Source organism: Rhodopila sp., assembly GCF_035548235.1.
Taxonomy (GTDB): Bacteria; Pseudomonadota; Alphaproteobacteria; order Acetobacterales; family Acetobacteraceae; genus Rhodopila.
Window position 1 is genome coordinate 1 of record NZ_DASZTJ010000220.1, and the last position, 20174, is coordinate 20174.

Below are 20174 nucleotides of genomic sequence, written 5' to 3' on the forward strand. Positions count from 1 at the left end.
GATGCCGGCGCCGGCATCGGCCTCCACCGCGACCGCATGGCCGTGCCCGACCAGGTCGCGCACGCCGGCCGGGGTCAGGCCGACGCGGTATTCGTGGGTCTTGATCTCCTTCGGAACGCCGATGCGCATCTTCGCCTCCTGCCGCTTCTTTTCCCAAGATCGGCATCGCCACGGCGGCGGACAAGGCCGCATCGCTTCCATCCCCGAGATGCTTCCGGCCCTTCCTGGAGGAAGTCCCTTGCAGGACATGCGTGGGGCAATCCCATTGACGGCGCCGCAACTTCCGCTATCGACTGCGGCCGCCTTGCAGGAAGGAAACAAAATGCCGCCGATCACCCGACGCCCCGCCACACGTCGTCTCATCACGCGCCGCGCCGCCGCGCGCCTGGGTCTTGCCGCACCGGCCCTCGCGCTGCTGCCGAAAGGCGTGCTGGCCGCCGACGCGCCGGTGAAGATCGGCTGCCCCTATCCGCTGACCGGCGTCGCGGCCTCGGCCGGCGCGGCGGTGAAGGCCGCCATCGAGGTGGCGGTGGAGATCATCAACACCCCGCATCCCGAGATGCCCAACCTGCCGCTGGCGTCAACCGCCGGCCTGCCGGGCCTGGGCGGGCGCAAGGTGGAGGCGATCTTCGCCGACCATCAGGGCAACCCCGCCGTCGCGCAGAGCGAGGCGCTGCGCATGATCACCCAGGACAAGGTCGTGGCGCTCCATGGCGCCTACCAGTCGAGCTGCGTGCTGACCTCCAGCGCCGTCGCCGAACGCTACGGCATTCCGTACGTGGCCGGCGAGGCCTCGGCGCCAAGCCTGACGGAGCGCGGGTTCAAGTGGTTCTTCCGGCCGACGCCGATCGGCACCGACTTCGGCGCGGCCTATGCGTCCTTCCTGGCGGAACGGAAGGCGGCGGGGTTCAAGATCGAGAAGATCGCGATCGTCAACGAGAACACCGAATACGGCACCTCGACCGGCGACGCGATCAGCAGCGGCCTCAAGGCGAAGAACCTGCCGATGAACCTGCGCATCGCCTACAACGCGAACTCCAGCGACGTCAGCGCGCAGGTGCTGCAGCTCAAGAACGAGAACCCGGACGCGGTGATCTTCGTCAGCTACACCTCCGACGCGATCCTGTTCGTCAAGACGATGCACACGCTGGGCTGGAAGCCGCCGATCCTGATCGGCGACGATTCCGGCTTCTCGGACAACGCCTTCATCGATGCGGTCAGCGACCTGGCGCAGGGGGCGATCAACCGCAGCTCCTACGACATCGGCAAGCCGGGCTCGAATTCGTATGTCGTCAACGAGCTTTACAAGAAGCATGCGGGGCATGCGCTGGACGACACCTCGGCGCGCGGGATGGAAGGGTTCCTGTCGCTGATGGAGGCGATCAACCGGGCCGGCTCGATCGAACCGGCGAAGATCCAGGCGGCGCTGCGGAGCCAGGACCTGAAGCCCGAACAGCTCATGATCGGGTATAACGGGATCAAGTACAACGCGAAGGGCCAGAACGAGCTGGCGGCGACGCTGCTGGTCCAGTTGGACGGCAAGCACTACGTCTCCGTCTGGCCGGACAAGTCGGCGGAGCATCCGCCGGTGCTGCCGTTCAAGGGCTGGGCCTGAACGGTTCAGCCGCCAGGACGGGGACGGCGGCAGCGCCTCAGGAATTGGGCACCAGGACGGGATCCGACCGGAAGTCCGCGGGGAAGACCTTCTGCAAGGCCATGATCTTCGGAAGGTCGAACGTCGCGATATAGGGGTTGCCGGGATGCAGGGTCAGATAATTCTGATGGTAACCTTCGGCCGGATAGAACCCTGTATCCTGCGCGACTTTCGTGACGATCGCCTGGGGGAACACCTCGGCCTTGTCGAGCTGGGCGATATACGCCTTGGCGATCCGGGCCTGTTCAGGCGTCGTCGCGAAAATCTCTGATCGGTACTGGGTCCCTTCGTCTGGATATTGCCGGTTGCGCTGCGTCGGGTCGGTGGTGACCGAAAAGAAGATCTGCAGCAGCCGGCCATAGGTGACGACGTGGGGATCGTATGTGATCCGCACCGATTCGGCGTGTCCCGTGACGCCGGTGCTCACGATCTCGTATTGGGCCGTGACGGCCGTGCCGCCGTCATAGCCGGACACCGCGCTGGTGACGCCGCGGACATGCTGGAACACGCCTTGGACACCCCAGAAGCAGCCGCCCGCGAGGATCAGCGTCCCCGACGTCGCCGCGCCCGGGACTTCATCCACCGCCGCAGCCGGGACACGCCGGTCGAGGTCCGCGGCCCACGCGTCGGGATCGCCGAAGAAGAGCCGTCCCAGGACGGCCAGTGCCAGCGCGCCCGTGACGGCCGCCAAGGCATACCGGCGACGATGGTTCCCATGCATGGATCGGCCCCTTTTCGGGTTGGGGTGAAGTCAAGGATGATACATTGGTTGCGGGAGGAACCGAGGCGCAGGCCGCAGCTTCTCATGAAGCAGCGCCAGGACGACAAAGAACAGCGTGTGCGCCGCGCCGAACCACACCATACCCGCAACGGACAGATGCCTGGCGCCGGCGAAGCCTTCCCCGGTGAGGGGAAGCACCACGGCCGCGTTCAGACACCAAACGGCAGCCGCGTAAAGCAATCCTTTCAGGAGGGCCTTGCCGCGACGGATCGGATCGATGGCGAAGGCGTAGAACACGCCCATCGCCAAGCCGACAACGATATGGAAGCCCGTCTGGAACGCGGCGGAGGACGCCGGCGGCCCGCCCATGCTCCGCCACAGGTTGGATACCCCCAGCCAGCCGAGGGGCGTGCCGATCCACGGACCGATCAGTCGCAGCAGACCGCCATGCGCGGTCGCGAGACCAATCGCGTCCGCGAGTTTCAACGCCGCGGTGTTGACGAGGATGGCCACCAGCCCAGCCAAGAGCGACGCATTCAGCCGGTTGAACATGCACCGCTCCCTTGGCGGATGTGGACGTATTTCGTTGGAAACCATCGCGTTCCAGGCTCGAAGCCTCGGTTCGGAAGAAAACAGCAGGTGCTGCTGCGTTGGACGCCGGTACGAAGCACTTATTCCCCCGGGGCGCGATTTTTTTTGCGTCCGGGGCTGCGCGGCAAACAGGCAGGCCCCCTCCGGTCAGGCGCGCCGGCTGCCCGGCTTCGGCTTCGCCGCCCGGCTCTGCACCCCGCTGCGCAAAAACGCCTGCACCAGTCGCGCCCGGGCCGTGTTGCGGGTCCACATCAAGCCGATATGCCGCGGCGGCGACGGCCGCGGCAGCGCCAGCTTGGCGACATCGATGCCGGCCGGCCACGGCGGCGCCCAGTCGGGCACCAGCGACACGCCCAGCCCGCGATCGACCATCACCGCGATGGCGTCCAGCGCATCCAGCTCAAACCGGTCGCGAGGCCTGATCCGGGCATCGCGCAGATAGCGGTCTGCGACCCGGCCACCCCATTGGTGCCGGTCGTACCGGATGAAAGGTTCCTCGGCGAGCAGCGCATGCGGCTCTCGTCCCGCCAGTCCCGCCGGCGCCAGCGCGACCAGGGGTTCGGTCCGCAGCAGGTGCCATTCGCAGCTCTTGGGCATGACGAAGTCGGGCTGCACGATGACCGCCGCGTCCAACTCGCCCAGTTGCACCCGCCGATAGAGATCGACCGATATGCCCGGCACGATGTGGACCTCCATCTGCGGATAGGCGGTGGCCACGCGCGCCAACATCATGGGCAGCAATCCGGTCAGGGCGGTGGAGATCGCGCCCAGCCGCAACTCCCCGCTCAGGCCGTCGGCGCTGGCGCTGTCGCACAGGTCGCGCAGTTCCCGCAGCAGCAGGCGCGCTCGGCCGACGATGGCGAAACCGGCCTCCGACGGGATGACGTTGCGCCCCGAACGGATCAGCAGCGGCGCACCGATCTCGCTTTCCAGGGCGTGCATGCGCTGCGCCAGCGCGGCGGCCGTCAGGTGCAGCCGGCGGGCGGCGGCGGCGATCGAGCCTTCCTCCACCACCGCAATGAAGCTTTCCAGGAACCGAGTGTCCATTCGAAAGAAAATCTTTCGTCTGAAGATCAGATTCAATGTGTTTTTTCGTCTCCACGCTTGTTCCACCCTCGAGGGAAGCGACAAAGGGAAGCGGCCGATGGATTTCGGATTGCGAGGAAAGACGGCGCTGGTCCTGGGCGCAGGCGGCGGCCTGGGCGGCGCGATTGCTCGGGCGCTGGCGGCCGAGGGCGCGAATTTGGCGCTGGCCGATATCAGCGCCGACGCCCTGGCGCGGACCGCCGATGATATCCGCGACGCAGGCGTCGACGATATCCGCGGCGCGGGCGTCGACGATATCCGCGGCGCGGGCGCCGACGATATCCGCGGCGCGAGCACCGACGATATCCGCGGCGCGAGCACCGACGATATCCGCGGCGTGAGCACCGACGCGATGACGCTGCCCTGGGACCTCGGCGACCTTGGCAGCATCGACGGCCATGTCGCCCGGATCGAGGCAACGTTCGGCCCGGTCCAGGTCCTGGTCAACAACACCGGCGGCCCGCCGCCGACGCCGGTCTCGGGGCAGGATCCCGCGCTCTGGGCCAAGCATTTCAACGCCATGGTGCTGTCGGTGATCGCACTCACGGATCGCGTGCTGCCAGGCATGCGCGCCGCCGGCTGGGGCCGCGTCATTACCAGTGCATCGTCGGGCGTGGTGGCGCCGATCCCGAACCTGGGCCTGTCCAACGCCCTGCGCTCGACCCTGGTGGGCTGGTCGAAGACGCTGGCGCGGGAAGTGGCACGCGACGGCATCACGGCCAACATCGTGGTGCCGGGCCGCGTGGCGACGCAGCGGATCCGCTTCCTGGACGAGCAGCGCGCCAAGCGCGAAGGTCGACCGGTCGAGGACGTCGCGGCGGAAAGTACCGGCACCATCCCCATCGGCCGCTATGGCCGGCCCGAGGAATACGCGGACGTGGTCGCCTTCCTGGCCAGCGAGCGCGCCTCCTACGTCACCGGCTCCGTCATCCGGGTGGATGGCGGGCTGATCGCCAGCATCTGAAAACACAGGGAACTGCTACCATGCCCATCGACGTTGAACCGCTCGACAGCCGCATCGTGGACGCGCTGTCGCATGTCTCCACGGCCACGCTGACGACCGTGCTGTTGAAGAAGGGGCTGCGCAACGTGTGGATGCGCGGCACCCGCCCGCTGCGGGCCGGCCAGCCGCGCCTGGTCGGACGGGCCTTCACCTTGCGCTTCGTGCCGGCCCGCGAGGACCTGGCGACGCCCGCGTCCTGGAGTTCGCCGATCTCGACGCGCGCGGCGATCGAGGCGATGCCGGCGGGGTGCATCGCGGTGGTGGACGCGATGGGCGTCACCGACGCGGGCATTTTCGGCGACATCCTGTGCGCGCGCATGGCCAAGCGCGGCGTCGCGGCGCTGATCACCGACGGCGTGGTACGCGACGTGGCCGGCGTGCTGGGTACCGGGCTGCCGGTGTGGTGCCAGGGCGCGGCGGCCCCGCCGTCGGTCGCCGGCCTGACCTTCGTCGCCTGGCAGGAAGCGATCGGCTGCGGCGGCGTGGCCGTGTTCCCCAACGATGTCGTCGTCGTCGACGATGACGGCGCGGTGCTGATCCCCCACGCCCTGCTGAACGACGTCGTCGCCGAGGCGATCGAGCAGGAAGCCCAGGAAACCTGGATCATGCAGGAAGTCGAAGGCGGCGCCTCGCTGCCCGGCCTGTATCCGCCCAACGCGGAAAACAAGGCACGCTACGAGGCGACGCGCCGCAAGGGCTGATCGAGCCCAGGACAGGAAGGGAGAAAACCGATGCCGGAACAAGCCAGCCCCGCCGCCCGCCGGTCCGCCTCGCCGGTGCGGGAGGTGCAGGTCCGCCTGGTGCGGATGCCGCTTGCGATCCCGACGGCCTTCGCCACGCGCAACGTCACGCATCGCGACTTCGTGCTGGTGAAGGTGATCTCGGCCGAGGGGGTCGAGGGGCTGGGCTGGACCTATGCCGGCAACCTTGCCGGCGAGGTCGCGCGGGAAGCGGCGGTGACGCTGTTCGCGCCGATGCTGCTGGGACAGAACCCGCTGATGACCGAGGCGCTGTGGGAGCGCATGTACCGCGAGGCGCTGCTGCACGGCCGCAGCGGGTCGGCGATGCGGGCGCTCAGCGCGCTCGATATCGCGCTGTGGGACCTGAACGCGCGTTCGGCGGGACTGCCGCTCTGGCAGTACCTGGGCGGCCACAAGGACCGCCTGCCCTGCTATGCCAGCGGCGGCTACTACCGCCCCGGCAAGACGGTGGAGGCCCTGGCCGACGAGATGGGCGGCTATGTCGAGGCCGGCTTCAAGGCCGTGAAGATGAAGGTGGGCCTGCGCGGGATGACCGAGGAGGTGGCGCGCGTGCAGGCCGTGCGGGAGCGGATCGGTCCCGACATCAAGCTGTTCATGGACGCCAACAACGCCTGGCCCGACCTGTTCACCGCCCTGCCCTTCCTGCGCCGGTTCGAGCCCTTCCTGCCCGGCTGGATCGAGGAGCCGTTCAGCCCCGACGACATCGAGAGCCATGCGAGGCTGGTGAAGGAGACCTCGATCCCGGTCGCGACCGGCGAGATCGAGAACGGACGCTGGCGGTTCCGGGAATTGCTGGAGGCCCGCGCCGCGCACGTGGTCCAGACCGACGTCGTCTGCTGTGGCGGCATCACCGAATGGCGGCGCATCGCGGCGCTGGCGGCATCCTATGGCGTGCCGGTCTGCCCGCATGCGTGGCATGAGCTGCACGTGCCACTGATCGCGTCGACGCCGAACGCGCCTTACGTCGAATATTTCGTTGACAACAGTATCATCATGACCCAGCCGCTCTACGACCGCGAGCTTCGCCCCGTCGGCGGAGAGATCGTGATGACGGACGAGCCGGGGCTGGGGTTCCTGTTCAACGCCGAAACGTTGGCCCGTCACGGCACGACCGACTGGATCCGGATCAAGTAGCTGCCCCCGAACGTCCAACGAAAAAGGATAGCCCATGTCTGGTCTCGACAGCCCGGCCGACGACCTTCTGGTCGAGGAATCGGTCTCGCTGCCCATGCTGCGGAAGGTCGCGCTGTCGTCCTGCATCGGCAGCATGGTGGAGTGGTACGACTTCTTCATCTACGCGACGGCGTCGGCGCTCGTCTTCAACAAGCTGTTCTTCCCCAATCTAAGCCCCCTGGTGGGATCGCTGCTGGCGCTGAGCACCTATGCGACGGGCTTCCTGGCGCGGCCGATCGGCGGCCTGGTCTTCGGCGTCATCGGCGATCGGCAGGGCCGCAAGGCAGCGCTGGTGACGACGCTGCTGATGGTGGGCATCGCCACGGTCCTGGTCGGGCTGCTGCCGACCTACGACACGATCGGGATCGGCGGCGCCATCGCATTGATCCTGATCCGCCTCGTCCACGGCTTCGGCATCGGCGGCGAACAGGCCAACGCCATCCTGATCACTTTCGAGCATGCCCCGCCCCGCTCGCGCGGCTTCTACAGCTCCCTTGTGCAGCTCGGCGCGCCGGGCGGGTTCGTCCTGCCGCTGGCGGTCTTCGCCGTCCTGGAAGGTTTCCTCAGCAACGACGCGTTCCTGGCCTGGGGCTGGCGCATCCCCTTCCTGCTGAGCGCGTTCCTGGTCGGCATCGGCATGTTCATCCGGCTGCGGATCACCGAATCGCCGCTGTTCCAGCGCCAGCACCGGCGGGAGCGGCATCCGCTGAAAGCGACGCTGCAACAGCATCCTCTTGCCGTTCTGCTGGGCATGGGCGCGAAGCTGGCCGAAGCGACCGTGTTCAACACCTATGCCGTCGTCTACACCGCCTATGCCGTCAGCCACGGCATCGCGCGCGACGTGATGACGCAGGCGACGCTGATCGCGATCGTCCTGGAACTGGTCACGCTGCCCATCTTCGGGCTGCTGTCCGACCGATGGGGCCGCAAGCCGCTCTACGCGCTGGGCTGCGCCTTGAGCGTGCTGGCGGTCTTCCCCTCGTTCTGGGTCATCTATGATGGTCACGCCGCGGCCATCCCGGCGACGCTGGTCGTGATGCTCGCGCTCGCGCACAGCGCGATGTACGCGCCGCAGGCCTCGTTCTTCTCGGAACTGTTCCCCATCCGGATGCGTGCCAGCGGGTTGTCGTTCGTGGTGCAGATCGGCTCGATGATCGGGTCCGTCGGATCGCTCGCGGCGGGTTGGCTGCTGACGCTGGCCGGTGGTGGCCCATGGATACTGGCCGGCTATATCGGGGCCATCGCCGCCCTGTCGTTCGTCTGCACGCTCGCCCTTCCCGAGACCGCGCCCGCGCGCTTGGGACAAGACTGAATGACAGCCCGGCGTTCAGACCGCGACGGCGTGGCGTCCGAGCGCCGGGTCCAGGTAGATGTCGAAGATGCTTGCGACCTTGCGGATCAGGCTGCGGGACGCCTCCGGCACGTGGATGACGCCGCGCTCGATCGCCACGAGACCGTCGTCGGCCAACGGCTGCAGGTCCGCGATCTCCGGGTCCAGCCAGTCGGCGGGGTAGCCGGCTTCGGCGAGATGCGCCGGGATGTCCGCCCGCAGGTCGCACATCAGGCGTTCGATGATGCCGGCGCGGAGCCGGTCTTCATCGGACAGGGCGACGCCCCGGACCGTGGCGGGCGTCCCGGCCTTGATCCGGTCCGACCAATCGCGCAGGTTGGCGGTATTCTGGGCGTAGCCGTCCGGTAGGCGGCTGATGGCGGATGCACCGAAGCCGATCAGCGCGTCGGCGGAATCGGTCGTGTAGCCCTGGAAGTTGCGACGCAGACGCCCTTCCGCCAGGGCAACGGCCATCGAATCCTCCGGCCGTGCGTAATGATCCAGGCCGATCCGCGTGTAGCCGGCCCGCACGCAGGCCTCCCCGATCGTTCGTTCCTGGCGCAACCGTTCCGGACCGTCCGGCAAGCTGGCCATGTCGATCACCCGCTGGTGGGGCATGACCGACGGCACATGGGCGTAACCGAAGACCGAGAACCGAGCCGGCTCCAGCGCCAGCGCGGTTTCCACGCCGGCGCTGCAGCTTTGGGCTGTTTCGTGCGGCAGGCCATACAGCAGGTCCAGGTTGATGTCCCGGATCCCGGCGGCTCGCAGCGTTCGCACGCAGTCGCGCGTCATCTCCGGCGACTGCACGCGGGCGATGGCCTGCTGACTGAGCGGATTGAACGTCTGCACGCCCAGGCTGGCGCGATTGATCCCCGTTTCGGCGAACGCATCCGCCAGCGCCGGCGTCAGGCGGCGCGGATCGATTTCGACGGCGCGTTCGGCGTCCGGTACGAAATCGAAATGCCCTCGCAGGGCATCCATGACGGAGCGGAACAGGTCGGGTCCGACGATTCCCGGCGTACCGCCGCCCCAGTGGACATGGGAAACGCGGCGCCCGCCCACCAGCTCCGCGACCATGGCGATCTCCCATCGCAGCAGCGCCACGTAACGCTCGACCGGATCGCGGTGGCGGGACACGTTGGTATGGCAGCCGCAGTACCAGCATAAGGTCTCGCAGAACGGCACGTGCAGGTAGAGCGACAGCGTGGCGGACCGCGGCAGCACCTGCAGCCAGTGTCGATAGGTCAGCGGCCCGACCCCGGCGGAGAAATGCGGCGCGGTCGGATAACTGGTGTAGCGGGGAATCCGCTCATGCAGGTATTTGCTGATCGCGTTGCTCATCGTCGCCGGTCCGTTCGATACGGGCATAGGCACGTGCCGGCGCCCGCCGTCGTTGATCTGGGTCAATCACCCACGCTGCGGCGGAGCGTAAGGGACGGCACCGAACCTGGATGGATGGCCCGGCGATGCGCCTTCTCGATCTGCAGGCCTTGGCGGACGCGCCGCTGACGCGCGATCCGTTCATGTTCACGGTCGTACGCGACTTCATCCGCCCCGAAGCCCGGGCGGCGCTGCAACGGGACTTTCCGCATATTCCCTATCCTGGCCTGTTGCCTGTCGAGGCAACCCAGGGCGGCCCCAGCTTCACGGCCCTGATCGAGGACGTGCGAGGACCCGCCGTCGCCCAGGCATTTTCCGCGAAGCTCGGTCTTGACCTTGCCACCCGCCCGATGATGGTCACGGTCCGCGGCCAGTGCGACATTGGGGACGGCCGTATCCATACCGACAGCGAGACGAAGCTCGTCACCGCGCTGCTTTATCTGAACGATGGCTGGAACGAGGACGGAGGCCGGCTGAGGCTGCTCCGCGGGCCCGATGACCTGGACGACATGATCGCGGAGGTGCCGCCGGATTTCGGCACGCTGATCGCCTTCCGGCGATCCGACCGGTCGTTCCACGGGCACGAGCCTTATGTCGGGCCCCGGCGCTACGTCATGTTCAACTGGATGGCGAGCGGCTTCAGCGCCTGGCGCGAGATCAGCCGCCATCGGCTGTCCGCCATGGTGAAACGGCAATTCGGCCGGACGGCGCGGGAGGAAGCGGTCGATGCCTGACATCGCCTCGTGTTTTCTGGATTGCCTGGATCGGGCGGAGACGCGGGCGGCACCGTTCCGCCACTGGCTGCTGTCGCGCATGCTGCCGGCGGACGCCTGCGACGCGATCGTGGCGCTGCCGATCGACGCCTGCATCCATGGCGACACGATGGGCAAGCGGGAAACCAACAACAGCCTGCGCGTATTCTTCGATCGGACACGCCAGGCAGATCATCCGGTCTGCGCGGACCTCGCGCGGGCGCTGCAGGACGGACCGGTGGTGCGCCGGCTGGAATCCCTGTGCGGCGCAGCGCTGGCCGGGTCGTTCCTGCGGATCGAATATTGCCTGGACACCGACGGGTTCTGGCTGGAGCCTCACACCGACATCGGCGCCAAGCGCTTCACCATGCTGATGTATCTTTCCGATACGCCCGGCTGCGAGGCTTGGGGCACCGACCTGATGGACGCCGGCGGAACGGTCATCGCGACCACGCCATACCACCGTAATGACGGATGTATATTCATTCCCGGCGAGGATACCTGGCACGGCTTCCGGCGCCGGCCGATCGACGGCGTCCGCCGGTCGCTGATCGTCAACTACGTCGTGCCGGAATGGCGTTCCCGCCACGAACTGGCCTTTCCGGACATCGCCGTTCGCACCTGACGGCGGACCACCGCGACCGTCGCCGATCCGTGGACGCGATTTGACGCGTCCCGGACGCCCGCCTTCTGGACAGCACCCCGTGCTGCCCGCCAAACTCCGGCGGGACAGGAGGAGACTGCCGCAATGACGATCATCGATTCGCAGGTCCACGCTTATGAGGCGAACACGCCGAAGCGTCCCTGGCACAGCGTGCCGAACTGGCCCGATCACGTCACCGGTGACGAGATGGTGGCGGCCATGGACAAAGTCGGCGTCGACGGCGCCATCTTCATTTCGTCGTTTTCCATGTACCGCTACGACGCGAGCTACGCCAAGGAGGTTCAGCAGGCCCACCCGAACCGGTTGGCCATCGTCAAGCCGGTCGATCCGGACGATCCCGCCGTGGCCGACGTCATTGCCGACTGGAAGAAGACGCCGGGTGCGGTCGGCGTGCGCATCATGATCCCCGAGGACTCGCCGCGCCAGGCCAACGACCCTGGCCTCGACAGGATCCTGCGCGCCGCGGCCAGCCAGGATTTTCCGGTCAACATCCTCTGCTGGGGAAATCTGGACACGGGCACGGCGATCATCGATCGCCATCCCAATACGCGGTTCATCCTCGATCATCTGGGCATCCTCCAGCCGCGCGTGCCGCCGGCGCCGCCGCAGCCTTGGGCCGACCTGCCGAAAGTGCTGGAACTCGCCAAACGCCCGAACGTCGTGATCAAGGTCAGCGGGGCCTGCACGCTGTCGCGGGAACCTTATCCGTTCCCCGACATCTGGGCGCCGCTGGCGCGCATCTTCGAGGCCTGGGGCTTTGACCGTTGCCTTTGGGGAACGGATTGGACCCGCGCCTTCGCAGTCGTCAACTACGAACAGGCCGTCGAGCCGTTTCTGAAGACGGACCGATTGAACGACGCGGAACGGGCCATGCTCATGGGCGGCGCATGCGCCAAGGCCTATGGCTGGTCGCCTCGCAAGGCATGATGCCTCAGCCGCCTTCCGGACATGCCTCCGGGGGGCGGCGTCCTTGACCCTTACGGCACCCGGCGCAAACTCGCTGAAGGCGTGATAAAGGCGCGGAATCGCGCGACGTGTTCCAAGACAGCAAGGGGGAGAGAGAATGTCCCTGATCGTGGGCGACGGCGACTACCGTTACGAACAGCTCGATCACTGGCCGAAAGTGCCGCCAGGCTGGGCCTTGGGTGAGGTTGGTGCCGTCGGTGTCGACAAGGACGACAACGTCCTCGTTTTCAATCGCGGCGAACATCCGATGATGATCTTCGATCGTAAAGGCAATTTCCTCCGCGCCTGGGGCGAAGGCCTCTTTCCCCGTGCCCACGGGCTGCACATGGCGCCCGACGGCACCGTCTTCCTGACGGATGACGGCGACCATTCGGTCCGGCAATGCACGCTGGACGGAAAGGTGCTGCTGACCCTGGGCACGCCCGGCAAGCCGGCGCCGTTCATGAGCGGCGAGCCGTTCCATCGCTGCACCCATACCGCCCTGTCCCCCACCGGCGACATCTACGTCTCCGACGGCTACGGCAACGCTCGTGTACACAAATACGCGCCGGACGGACGGTACCTGATGTCCTGGGGCGAGAGCGGCACGAAGCCGGGCCAGTTCAACCTGGTGCACAACATCACCTGCGACCCGGACGGCTGGGTCTATGTCGCGGACCGGGAGAACCACCGCATCCAGGTCTTCGACGGCAACGGCAAATACGAGACGCAGTTCAACAACCTGCATCGCCCCTGCGCGCTCTTCCAGCCGTACTGCTCCTGCCCGATCTGTTACGTCGGCGAGCTGGGGCCGGCGACCCGTACCAATCGCAACTATCCGAACCTCGGTCCCCGGCTGTCGATCATCGACAACAAGGGCAACCTGCTGGCGCGCATCGGCGGCCTGCTGCCAGGGACCGCGCCCGGCGACTACATGGGTCCGCACGGGCTGGCCGTCGATTCCCGCGGCGACATCTACATCGCCGAGGTCTCCCACACGCAGTGGCGGCAGTATTTTCCCGACCAACCCATGCCGGCCGATCTGCGCGTCATCCGCAAGCTGCGGAAATTGCGCTGACGGCAAGGAGGACTTCCGTTGGGCGCCGCGGACAAGCACATCGGTCGCCAGCCCACCGGCCCATGCGATGGGCGATAAGCCTGCCATGACCGCGGGCCTGCGGCTGCTCGCCGACGACCTGACCGGGGCGCTGGACGCCGCGGCCGAGATGGTGGCCCTCACCGGGCCGGTGGAGGCGTTCTGGCACGACGTCATTCCACCCACTTTGCCGGCGAACGCGGCGCTGGACAGTGGTACGCGCGAGACGTCCGCCGACGTCGCGGCGGGGATCGTCGGTGGCCTCGCGCCCAAGTTGAGCGCCGCCGCCATTCCGTTCAAGAAGATCGACAGCCTGATGCGCGGGTCGACGATCGCCGAGATCGCCGCCTGTTTCCGCGCAGGCGGCTGGGCGCATGCCGTCCTGGCGCCCGCTTTCCCGCATCAGGGCCGGGTGACGCGCGGCGGCGTGCAGCACGCCCGCGACCACGCCGGCCGCTGGGCCCCGGTCGGTGAAGACCTCGTGGCCCGGCTGCGCGCCGCCGGCGTTGCCGCCCAGGCCGGTTCCGTCGGCGCGCCGCTGCCCGCCGGCGTCAGCGTCTTCGACGCCGAAACCGAGGCGGACCTGGCCGCAATCGTCTCCGCCGGCAGGGCCGCGCCCGGTCCCGTGCTGTGGATCGGCACCGGCGGCCTTGCCCAGGCACTGGCACACCGAGCGGCGCCCTTGCCTCAAGTGCAGCTTCCGGGGCCAATCCTCGGCCTTTTCGGCTCCGACCAGCCTGTCACCGCCGCCCAGCTTGCCGCCTGCGACGGAGACTGGCATCGCCTCCGCGACGGCGGTCCCGCCGAAGCCGCCGTTGTAGCCGCACACCTTCACCGGCACGGACGCGTCGCCGTGAGCCTGGACCTGCCCGCCGGCCTGGCGCGCGCGGACGCGGCCCGGCGCATCGCGGCGGAACTGCATCGCCTGGTCCACCACCTGCCGCCGCCCGGCACATTGGTGGCCGCCGGTGGGGAGACGCTGCGCGGCCTCTGCCTGTCCCTCGGCGCGACCAGCCTGGAGGTCCATGGACGGATCCTGCCCGGCGTCCCACGCTCCATCCTGCGCGGCGGGGCGTGGGACGGCGTCACCGTGGTGTCCAAATCCGGGGCCTTTGGCACGCGCGGCCTGTTGCGCGATATATTGCGCAGCGCCCGCACCGACCTGGAAAGGATAGCCTGATGGGGTTCCGTCCGCTTGCGATCACGATGGGCGATCCCGCCGGGATCGGCCCCGAGATCATCGTCAAGGCCGCCGCGCGGCTGCGCCCCCGGATCGAGGCCGGTCACCTGGGCCTTGTCGTCATCGGCAGCAACGCCGCGTTGGAGGAAGCGCGGGCCCGCCTGACGCCTTCACTGGCGATCCCCGAGGTGACGGAGGCGGACAGGACGTGGCCCGGACTCTGCGCGATGCAGGCGGGACCGGAGGGCGAGCCCATCCGTCCCGGCGTGCTCTCCGCCGACGGCGGGCGCTTCGCCTTCCAGGCGGTCGAGCGGGGCGTGAAGCTCGCGCTGTCGGGACGGGTCGGCGGCATCGTCACGGCGCCGCTGAACAAGGAGGCGTTGAACAAGGCCGGCTACCACTACCCCGGCCACACCGAGATGCTGGCCGAACTGACCGGCGTGAAGGGGTCATGCATGATGCTGGCGCACGGCAACATGCGGGTGAGCCATTTCACCACCCATATCGCGCTGGAGGACGTGCCGAAGCGCCTGACGCCGGAGCGGATGCGGCGCGTCATGGCACTGACCCATGACGCGCTGCTGCGCCTTCGGACCGGGCGGGCACGGATCGCGGTGGCTGCGCTCAATCCCCATGCGGGCGAAGGCGGGCTGTTCGGCCGCCACGACATCGACGTCGCCGGACCGATCATCGCCGAGGCGGTCGCCCAGGGCATGGACGTGGTCGGTCCGGTGCCTGGCGACACCGTGTTCGTGAAGCTGCGCGCCGGCCAATACGACGCGGTCATCGCGAACTACCACGACCAGGGGCATATTCCGGTCAAGCTGCTGGGCTTCGAAGTCGACCCCGAAACCGGCCGATGGAACGACCTCTCCGGCGTCAACATCACGCTCGGCCTGCCGATCATCCGCACGTCGGTCGATCACGGCACCGCCTTCGACATCGCCGGCAAGGGGATCGCAAACGAGCAGAGCCTGGTGGAAGCGATCGAATACGCCGAAAAGCTTGCGATCCCGGTCCCTGAAGAGGTGGCCGCCACCGCCGCGGGAGGATAAGGCGATGCCGGCGCAGCCTCCTGCCGGGTTCGCCGGCGAGCAGCTTGGCCGCTTCGTCGCGGCCTCGGCCTGGGACGCCGTGCCGGCGAACGTGCGGCATGAGGGGAAGCGGTCGCTGCTGAACTTCATGGGCTGCGCGCTGGGCGTGGCGCGGACGCCGCCGATCGAGATGGCGCTGCGCGTCCTGCTGCCGGTTTCGGGCAAGGACACCGTCACGGTGATCGGCCGTCCCGAACGGCTGGACCCGTTCGGCGCCGCGTTCCTCAACGCGGTCGGCGCGAACCTGCTGGACTACGACGACACCCATCTGCGCACCGTCATCCATCCGACGGCGCCCGTCGCCCCGGCCGTGCTCGCGCTCGCCGAACAGCGCGGCCTGCCCGGCCAGGCGGTGCTGCATGCCTTCATCCTGGGCGCCGAGGTGGAATGCCGGATCGGGAACGCGGTCTCGCCCGGCCATTACGCGCGGGGATGGCACATCACCTCCACCTGCGGCGTGTTCGGGTCCGCCGCCGCGAGCGCAAAGCTGCTGGGGCTGGATGCCCAGCAGGCATGGCACGCGCTGGGCATCGCCGCCAGCCAATCCGCGGGATTGGTGGAGAACCTGCCCAACGGGGCGAAGAACGTCAGCGTCGGGAACGCCGCCCGCAACGGGCTGTTCGCGGCCTTGCTCGCCGAACAGGGCTATACCGCGGCGCCGGCCGCGATCGAAGGCGTCCTGGGCTGGGCGCGGGCGATGGGCGATACGCCCGACATGCGGGAAATCGTGGGCGATCTGGGCGAACGCTGGGAGGTGCTGAGCAACACCTATAAACCCTATCCTTGCGGTATCGTGTTCCATACCGTCATCGACGCCTGCATCGCGCTGCGGACCCGGCACGCCCTGGCGGCCGCCGATATCGCGGACGTGACCGTATCCGGCAGCCAGCTTCTGCTGGACCGCGGCGATCGGCCGGCGACCAATTCCCGGGACGCTCGGGTCAGCATCCCCCATTGCGCCGCGGTTGCGCTCCTGACCGGCGCCGCCGGGCTGGCACAGTTCGACGACCCGGCCGTCTCGGACCCCGCGGTGGCGGCCCTGCGCGGCCGGATCAAGGCGGCCCTGGACCCCACCCTTCCGATCGGCGCCGCCACGGTCGCCGTCAGGACGACGGATGGGCGATCGCTCCATATGACGGTGCCGCACGCCAAAGGCAGCACGGAACGCCCGCTGTCCGATGCGGAGATCGGCGACAAAGCCCGCGACCTTGCACGCCATGGCGCGTTTTCCGGCGATATCGAGGCGATCATCCAGGCGGCGTGGCGGATCGACGCGTTGACGACGATCGGGCCGCTGATGGCGATGCTGGCCGAGCTCCCGCCCGCATAGGGATTGCTCGGCGCGAGAGTCGTGCGTCAAATGCATCAGAATGAGAAACCATATATTGAAAAAATTGGATAGAAGTCGCTAAATTGCGCACGCCCCCTCGGCAAGGCCCGTTGGCCATGCCGTCCGGGCACAAACTGCGCGAGGTGGTCGTGCCAACGTCAGCCGAACCCCCCGGACGGGGACAGAGGTATTGGTCACAGCATGGCATCTGACCGACAAAGCCTATCGGATCAGCCGCCAAAGGGGGGCGCCTTGGCGCACCTTCCCTCATCCTATCGGCGCGACGCCGGCCGGGATGGCTCCGGCTGGCTGCTGACCCGGGAGACTGCCGGCAACATTCTGCTGGTCGCCATGATGATCGCCATCCTGTGGGGCGGCATCTGGTGGCATCTGGGACAGCTTTATCGTGACGCGACCGCGCAGGCCGCGCACGACAGCGGCAACCTTGCGCGCGCGGCGGCCGAAAGCGTTGACCAGACGATCACCAACGTGGACGACACGCTGCGCACCATGCGGGCCGTCTATGCCAGCGATCCGCAGCGGTTCGACATCGGGGTCTGGGCCAGCCGCGTCAATCGGACGAACCGCGTGGCGCTTGAGTACGTCACCATCGACCGGAATGGCCTGCTGACCGCCAGCAGCCTCGGGCCGGTCGGCGCACCGATCGACTTTTCCAACCAGCCATTCTTCAAGACCCAGCGCGGCAGCCCCGAAGACCATCTCTTCATCAGCCAACCGTTTCTTGGACGAGCGTCGGGCCGGTGGTCCGTGCTGTTCACGCGCAAGCTGGCCACGGCCGACGGGTGGTTCTCCGGCATCATCGCCGCATCGGCGGACGCGTCCTGGCTGACACGCCTGCACCAGGCGCTCGAAATCGGGCATGGCTCCCTGATGCTGATCGGGACGGACGGCGTGATCCGCGCCCTGTCGATCGGCGGCCATTCCGAATTCGGGCCCGGGGTCGGCCAGAACATCGCGCAATCGCCGGTTCTGCAAGCCGTGGCGAAGACCAGCGAGGGCGATCTCTCCTGGACGAACCCGGTGGATCACACCCAGCAGATCGTCTCGTTCCGGCGCCTGGACCGGTATCCCCTGATTGTCGCGGTGGGCCTGAACACGGCGGAAGTGATCGCCCCGTATCACCAGGCCGTGCGGCAATACGAGATCTTTGGCCTTTGCCTGACGGCCTTGATCGTCCTGGCGGGCTGCCTGCTGATCACCAACACGCGGCGGTTGCTTATTTCCCGCGAGGTGCTGCGGAACACGGTGAATGCCGTCAGCCAGGGCATCATCATGGTTGACCGCCGCGGACGCATCCCCGTCATCAATCGGCGCGCCGGCGAACTGCTTCGGCTCCCGGCCCCGCTGACGCGCAGCGATCCGGTGATCGAGAGCATCGTCGACTGGCGGGAATCCGGCGAACAGCCAAAGGACGACGTCGTCCGCCGGAACACCGGCACCCAAGAGCTGGTCCTGGAGGTCCATACGCACGCCCTGCCTGATGGCAGCACCGTTCGCACCTATGCCGACATCACGGAACGTGAGAAGGCTGCCGCTGCCATCGCCCATCTGGCGCATCACGACGACCTGACGGACCTGGCGAACCGAAGATTGCTGATCGGCCGGCTGGAAGCGGCGACAAGCCGGGCCAAGCGTACCGATGAGGGATGCACGGTGCTGTGCATCGACATCGACGGGTTCGCTCTCGTCAACGACTTGCATGGGCATGTCTTCGGTGATCGCGTGCTGCGCCAGGCCGCACGCCGTATCGAGGAACTGGCCGGCCCCGCCGACACGGTCGCGCGACTGGAAGGCGATGCGTTCTGCGTCCTGCGATCGGACCATCCGGCAAAAGCGGTGAGCTTCGCGGAACGCATTCTGGCCGCGATACATCAGCCTTATCGCGTCGACGGACAGGAGGTGCTGCTGAGCGCCAGCATCGGCATCGCGCTGTGCCCATCCGACGGCGCTTCGGCGGATGAGCTGCTCACCAACGCCGACACGGCGCTGTACCATGCGAAGGCCGCCGGCCGTAACTCCTATCGGTTCTACGATCCGGACATGGATGTCAGGACCACGCAGCGACGCCAACTGGAACAGGAACTGCGCGACGCACTGGAAAGGCAGGAGCTGTCGGTCTTCTACCAGCCCATCTTCGACAGCATGACCTGCCGGCCCGTCGGGTTCGAAGCGCTTGCACGGTGGCAGCATCCGACACGGGGCTTCATCCCGCCCGACGCCTTCATTCCTGTTGCGGAAGAGTCCGGGCTGATCGTGCCGCTTGGGCAATGGGTCATGGAAACTGCCTGCCGGGAGGCAGCCTGCTGGCCGGAGCCGCTTCGCGTCTCGGTCAACCTGTCCCCCAAGCAGTTCCTGCTGGCGGACCTCGCCGACAATATCCTGACCGCGCTGGCCGATTCCGGATTGCCGGCACGCCGGTTGAGCGTCGAGATCACCGAGGGCGTCCTGATCGACAACCGGGAGCGCGCGCGGACCACCATCCAGGCATTGAAGCGGCAGGGCGTCCGGATATCGCTTGACGATTTCGGCACGGGATATTCGGGGTTGAGCTATCTGCGGCAATATCCGTTCGACACCATCAAGATCGACAAATCCTTCGTCAGGTCGCTGGCCGATGACGGGCCCCAGGCGATTGTGCAGACCGTTCTGACCCTGGCGCGGCGTTTGGGCGTGAACGTCATCGCCGAAGGTGTGGAAACCCGGGAACAACTGCGTTGGCTGCGGGCAGCGGGATGCGGCCAGATCCAGGGTTTCCTGCTCGGCGGTCCCATGCTGCCGGAAGAGATCGATTCGTTCCTGGCGCGGACGGAGATGGCGCAGACCGCACAACAACAGATCGCGGAAGCATGAACCTGCGCGGGCTGATCCGGAGTTCAAAAGGCATGAAACCGGCCGCGAGCATCATAGCCGTGCTGGCGGTTACGTTCGTGGCGGCCTGTACCGTCAAGAAGCCGCCTCCGCCCGAACCGTCCCCCGCCACGGCGGACGACGCGGCCTTGCAGACATGTTTGCACGGCAGCCGGAGTCCGGATGACAGGCCTGCCACCATCCAGGCTTGCGGGGTCGCCGTCGAATCGCAGGCACTGATGCCCGCCCAGCGCCTGCGGGCCCTGAAGGCCCGCGCCGGTCTGTATGAATTGAGCCGGAAGTACCAGGACGCGATCAACGATTACACGCGCCTCGTCCGGGACAATCCGCGCGACGATGTCGCGCTGAAATCCCTGGGCGACCTGTTCCGGCAGACCGGCAAATGCGCATTGTCCGTCCCGTACTATGACCGCGCCGTGCGGGTGAACCCCAAATACGAGGAAGCATACGCCGGGCGTGGCGACGTCAATCTGTGTATCAAGGACGACCAGAACGCGATCAGCGACTACACCCAGGCACTCG

General features: G+C 67.6%; 18 protein-coding genes and 1 pseudogene. 14 read left to right on the plus strand and 5 right to left on the minus strand.

Translation table 11 applies throughout. From position 1 onward, the window contains the following. Positions 1-363 (minus strand): annotated as a pseudogene (locus VHB27_RS24865) (hypothetical protein); the annotation flags it as partial. Here VHB27_RS24865 and VHB27_RS18395 point away from each other — a divergent pair. Next, positions 323-1615, plus strand: a complete 1293-nt coding sequence (locus VHB27_RS18395) for an ABC transporter substrate-binding protein (protein ID WP_325603201.1) — start codon at positions 323-325, stop codon at positions 1613-1615. The pseudogene VHB27_RS24865 and the gene VHB27_RS18395 sit on opposite strands and share 41 nt — an antisense overlap. Positions 1616-1652: 37 nt before the next feature. On the opposite strand, the gene msrA is transcribed toward VHB27_RS18395, so the two are convergent. The 3 genes from msrA to VHB27_RS18410 form a co-directional block, all read right to left on the minus strand. Continuing rightward, positions 1653-2375: a peptide-methionine (S)-S-oxide reductase MsrA gene (gene msrA, locus VHB27_RS18400; protein WP_325603204.1), complete on the minus strand. Its 723-nt coding sequence runs from the start codon at positions 2373-2375 to the stop codon at positions 1653-1655. Between the two features lie 30 nt (positions 2376-2405). Continuing rightward, complete coding sequence (locus VHB27_RS18405; protein ID WP_325603206.1) at positions 2406-2927, minus strand: hypothetical protein; 522 nt, start codon at positions 2925-2927, stop codon at positions 2406-2408. Positions 2928-3113: 186 nt separating this feature from the next. Continuing rightward, the gene (locus tag VHB27_RS18410) at positions 3114-4013 is read right to left on the minus strand and encodes a LysR family transcriptional regulator (RefSeq protein ID WP_325603208.1); all 900 of its coding nucleotides are present in this window, start codon (positions 4011-4013) and stop codon (positions 3114-3116) included. A gap of 97 nt (positions 4014-4110) precedes the next feature. On the opposite strand from VHB27_RS18410, the gene VHB27_RS18415 reads away from it, so the two are divergent. The 4 genes from VHB27_RS18415 to VHB27_RS18430 are packed head-to-tail and all read left to right on the plus strand — an operon-like array spanning position 4111 to position 8301. After that, entirely contained in the window at positions 4111-5016 is a 906-nt protein-coding gene (locus tag VHB27_RS18415; RefSeq protein ID WP_325603210.1) for an SDR family oxidoreductase, read from the plus strand. Positions 5017-5036: 20 nt separating this feature from the next. Continuing rightward, positions 5037-5756 (plus strand): ribonuclease activity regulator RraA, encoded by a 720-nt coding sequence (locus tag VHB27_RS18420; protein WP_325603211.1) that lies wholly within the window; start codon positions 5037-5039, stop codon positions 5754-5756. Positions 5757-5786: 30 nt separating this feature from the next. Continuing rightward, a complete protein-coding gene (locus VHB27_RS18425) occupies positions 5787-6950 on the plus strand; it encodes a mandelate racemase/muconate lactonizing enzyme family protein (protein WP_325603213.1) in 1164 nt (387 codons plus the stop codon). A gap of 34 nt (positions 6951-6984) precedes the next feature. After that, positions 6985-8301 (plus strand): MFS transporter, encoded by a 1317-nt coding sequence (locus VHB27_RS18430; RefSeq protein WP_325603215.1) that lies wholly within the window; start codon positions 6985-6987, stop codon positions 8299-8301. Between the two features lie 15 nt (positions 8302-8316). On the opposite strand, the gene hemN is transcribed toward VHB27_RS18430, so the two are convergent. Beyond that, a complete protein-coding gene (gene hemN, locus VHB27_RS18435; RefSeq protein ID WP_325603217.1) occupies positions 8317-9663 on the minus strand; it encodes an oxygen-independent coproporphyrinogen III oxidase in 1347 nt (448 codons plus the stop codon). A gap of 125 nt (positions 9664-9788) precedes the next feature. On the opposite strand from hemN, the gene VHB27_RS18440 reads away from it, so the two are divergent. From VHB27_RS18440 to VHB27_RS18480, 9 genes are all read left to right on the plus strand, one after another. Further along, positions 9789-10436 carry a 2OG-Fe(II) oxygenase family protein gene (locus VHB27_RS18440; RefSeq protein WP_325603219.1) on the plus strand — a complete coding sequence of 216 codons (648 nt, stop codon included), beginning with the start codon at positions 9789-9791 and terminating at the stop codon, positions 10434-10436. Next, positions 10429-11079: a 2OG-Fe(II) oxygenase gene (locus VHB27_RS18445; protein ID WP_325603221.1), complete on the plus strand. Its 651-nt coding sequence runs from the start codon at positions 10429-10431 to the stop codon at positions 11077-11079. Before VHB27_RS18440 ends, VHB27_RS18445 begins: the two co-directional genes overlap by 8 nt. Before the next feature lie 123 nt (positions 11080-11202). Further along, the gene (locus VHB27_RS18450; RefSeq protein ID WP_325603223.1) at positions 11203-12045 is read left to right on the plus strand and encodes an amidohydrolase family protein; all 843 of its coding nucleotides are present in this window, start codon (positions 11203-11205) and stop codon (positions 12043-12045) included. 136 nt (positions 12046-12181) lie between these two features. Beyond that, positions 12182-13141 carry a peptidyl-alpha-hydroxyglycine alpha-amidating lyase family protein gene (locus VHB27_RS18455; RefSeq protein WP_325603224.1) on the plus strand — a complete coding sequence of 320 codons (960 nt, stop codon included), beginning with the start codon at positions 12182-12184 and terminating at the stop codon, positions 13139-13141. Between the two features lie 85 nt (positions 13142-13226). Beyond that, positions 13227-14339, plus strand: coding sequence for a four-carbon acid sugar kinase family protein (locus VHB27_RS18460; RefSeq protein WP_325603226.1), 1113 nt, complete (start codon positions 13227-13229; stop codon positions 14337-14339). Further along, positions 14339-15394 carry a 4-hydroxythreonine-4-phosphate dehydrogenase PdxA gene (pdxA, locus tag VHB27_RS18465; protein WP_325603228.1) on the plus strand — a complete coding sequence of 352 codons (1056 nt, stop codon included), beginning with the start codon at positions 14339-14341 and terminating at the stop codon, positions 15392-15394. Before VHB27_RS18460 ends, pdxA begins: the two co-directional genes overlap by 1 nt. 4 nt (positions 15395-15398) lie before the next feature. Further along, positions 15399-16763: an MmgE/PrpD family protein gene (locus tag VHB27_RS18470; RefSeq protein WP_325603230.1), complete on the plus strand. Its 1365-nt coding sequence runs from the start codon at positions 15399-15401 to the stop codon at positions 16761-16763. Positions 16764-17015: 252 nt separating this feature from the next. Further along, on the plus strand, positions 17016-19634 hold the full coding sequence (locus VHB27_RS18475; RefSeq protein WP_325603232.1) for a bifunctional diguanylate cyclase/phosphodiesterase: 2619 nt from the start codon (positions 17016-17018) through the stop codon (positions 19632-19634). Positions 19635-19666: 32 nt separating this feature from the next. Then, a partial coding sequence (locus tag VHB27_RS18480; protein WP_325603235.1) for a tetratricopeptide repeat protein occupies positions 19667-20174 on the plus strand: 508 nt, incomplete at its 3' end.

What these genes read in the sequence shown, in the direction of transcription:
- VHB27_RS18395 (WP_325603201.1), top strand. Translation starts at nt 323, where the DNA reads ATGCCGCCGATCACCCGACGCCCCGCCACACGTCGTCTCATCACGCGC.
- msrA (WP_325603204.1), bottom strand. Translation starts at nt 2,375, where the DNA reads ATGCATGGGAACCATCGTCGCCGGTATGCCTTGGCGGCCGTCACGGGC.
- VHB27_RS18405 (WP_325603206.1), bottom strand. Translation starts at nt 2,927, where the DNA reads ATGTTCAACCGGCTGAATGCGTCGCTCTTGGCTGGGCTGGTGGCCATC.
- VHB27_RS18410 (WP_325603208.1), bottom strand. Translation starts at nt 4,013, where the DNA reads ATGGACACTCGGTTCCTGGAAAGCTTCATTGCGGTGGTGGAGGAAGGC.
- VHB27_RS18415 (WP_325603210.1), top strand. Translation starts at nt 4,111, where the DNA reads ATGGATTTCGGATTGCGAGGAAAGACGGCGCTGGTCCTGGGCGCAGGC.
- VHB27_RS18420 (WP_325603211.1), top strand. Translation starts at nt 5,037, where the DNA reads ATGCCCATCGACGTTGAACCGCTCGACAGCCGCATCGTGGACGCGCTG.
- VHB27_RS18425 (WP_325603213.1), top strand. Translation starts at nt 5,787, where the DNA reads ATGCCGGAACAAGCCAGCCCCGCCGCCCGCCGGTCCGCCTCGCCGGTG.
- VHB27_RS18430 (WP_325603215.1), top strand. Translation starts at nt 6,985, where the DNA reads ATGTCTGGTCTCGACAGCCCGGCCGACGACCTTCTGGTCGAGGAATCG.
- hemN (WP_325603217.1), bottom strand. Translation starts at nt 9,663, where the DNA reads ATGAGCAACGCGATCAGCAAATACCTGCATGAGCGGATTCCCCGCTAC.
- VHB27_RS18440 (WP_325603219.1), top strand. Translation starts at nt 9,789, where the DNA reads ATGCGCCTTCTCGATCTGCAGGCCTTGGCGGACGCGCCGCTGACGCGC.
- VHB27_RS18445 (WP_325603221.1), top strand. Translation starts at nt 10,429, where the DNA reads ATGCCTGACATCGCCTCGTGTTTTCTGGATTGCCTGGATCGGGCGGAG.
- VHB27_RS18450 (WP_325603223.1), top strand. Translation starts at nt 11,203, where the DNA reads ATGACGATCATCGATTCGCAGGTCCACGCTTATGAGGCGAACACGCCG.
- VHB27_RS18455 (WP_325603224.1), top strand. Translation starts at nt 12,182, where the DNA reads ATGTCCCTGATCGTGGGCGACGGCGACTACCGTTACGAACAGCTCGAT.
- VHB27_RS18460 (WP_325603226.1), top strand. Translation starts at nt 13,227, where the DNA reads ATGACCGCGGGCCTGCGGCTGCTCGCCGACGACCTGACCGGGGCGCTG.
- pdxA (WP_325603228.1), top strand. Translation starts at nt 14,339, where the DNA reads ATGGGGTTCCGTCCGCTTGCGATCACGATGGGCGATCCCGCCGGGATC.
- VHB27_RS18470 (WP_325603230.1), top strand. Translation starts at nt 15,399, where the DNA reads ATGCCGGCGCAGCCTCCTGCCGGGTTCGCCGGCGAGCAGCTTGGCCGC.